A 540-nucleotide genomic window follows, 5' to 3' on the forward strand; every position below is an offset into this window, starting at 1 on the left:
TTAAAGAGTTCTCGATTGGGATCTGTTACTAGTTTAAGTGCGATGACTCGGGCGTCTTTCTTGTCTGTCTTAGTCTTACGTAGAGAGAGTGATTTAGTAAATTCTTTGATGAGAAGAGGATTGGAAGTATAGACTTGATAAGCTTTTTCATGTAAGAATCTCAAAAGGTTTAAGGCATAATGTCCCGTATCTTCCATTGCGATAAGACAGTCTTGACCAAGTTGTTTTAAGGTATTATGAAGCCATTCAAATCCTTGTTTTCGATTGGTGAAGGTAATAGTCTTTAAGACTTGCTTACCAGTTCCATCTAAGACTGTGACATCATGTTTGTTTTTAGCGACATCAATGCCAACATAGAGCATAAGAGCACCTCCGAATATTAAGTATAAAACCCACTTGGTATCCACTTACTTTTTGTCTTGTCACCTTACTGAAGATTAAACGTCATTGCGTTATCAAACTCATTACCAATTGAAACAAAAAGCTGTGGTTAGAGCCTTTCGTAAATCGTCAAGCGATTGGAGGAAATACTAATCCACA

At 37.0% G+C, this 540-nt stretch carries 1 protein-coding gene; it reads right to left on the minus strand.

Going from position 1 to position 540, the window contains the following annotated elements:
- Positions 1-362 (minus strand): IS110 family transposase (locus ACMZ6U_RS10700; RefSeq protein WP_416108383.1); only part of this gene is annotated, 362 nt, incomplete at its 3' end.
- Positions 363-540 lie beyond the last annotated feature (178 nt).

This window comes from Streptococcus pluranimalium (assembly GCF_047785745.1).
Taxonomy (GTDB): domain Bacteria; phylum Bacillota; class Bacilli; order Lactobacillales; family Streptococcaceae; genus Streptococcus; species Streptococcus pluranimalium_B.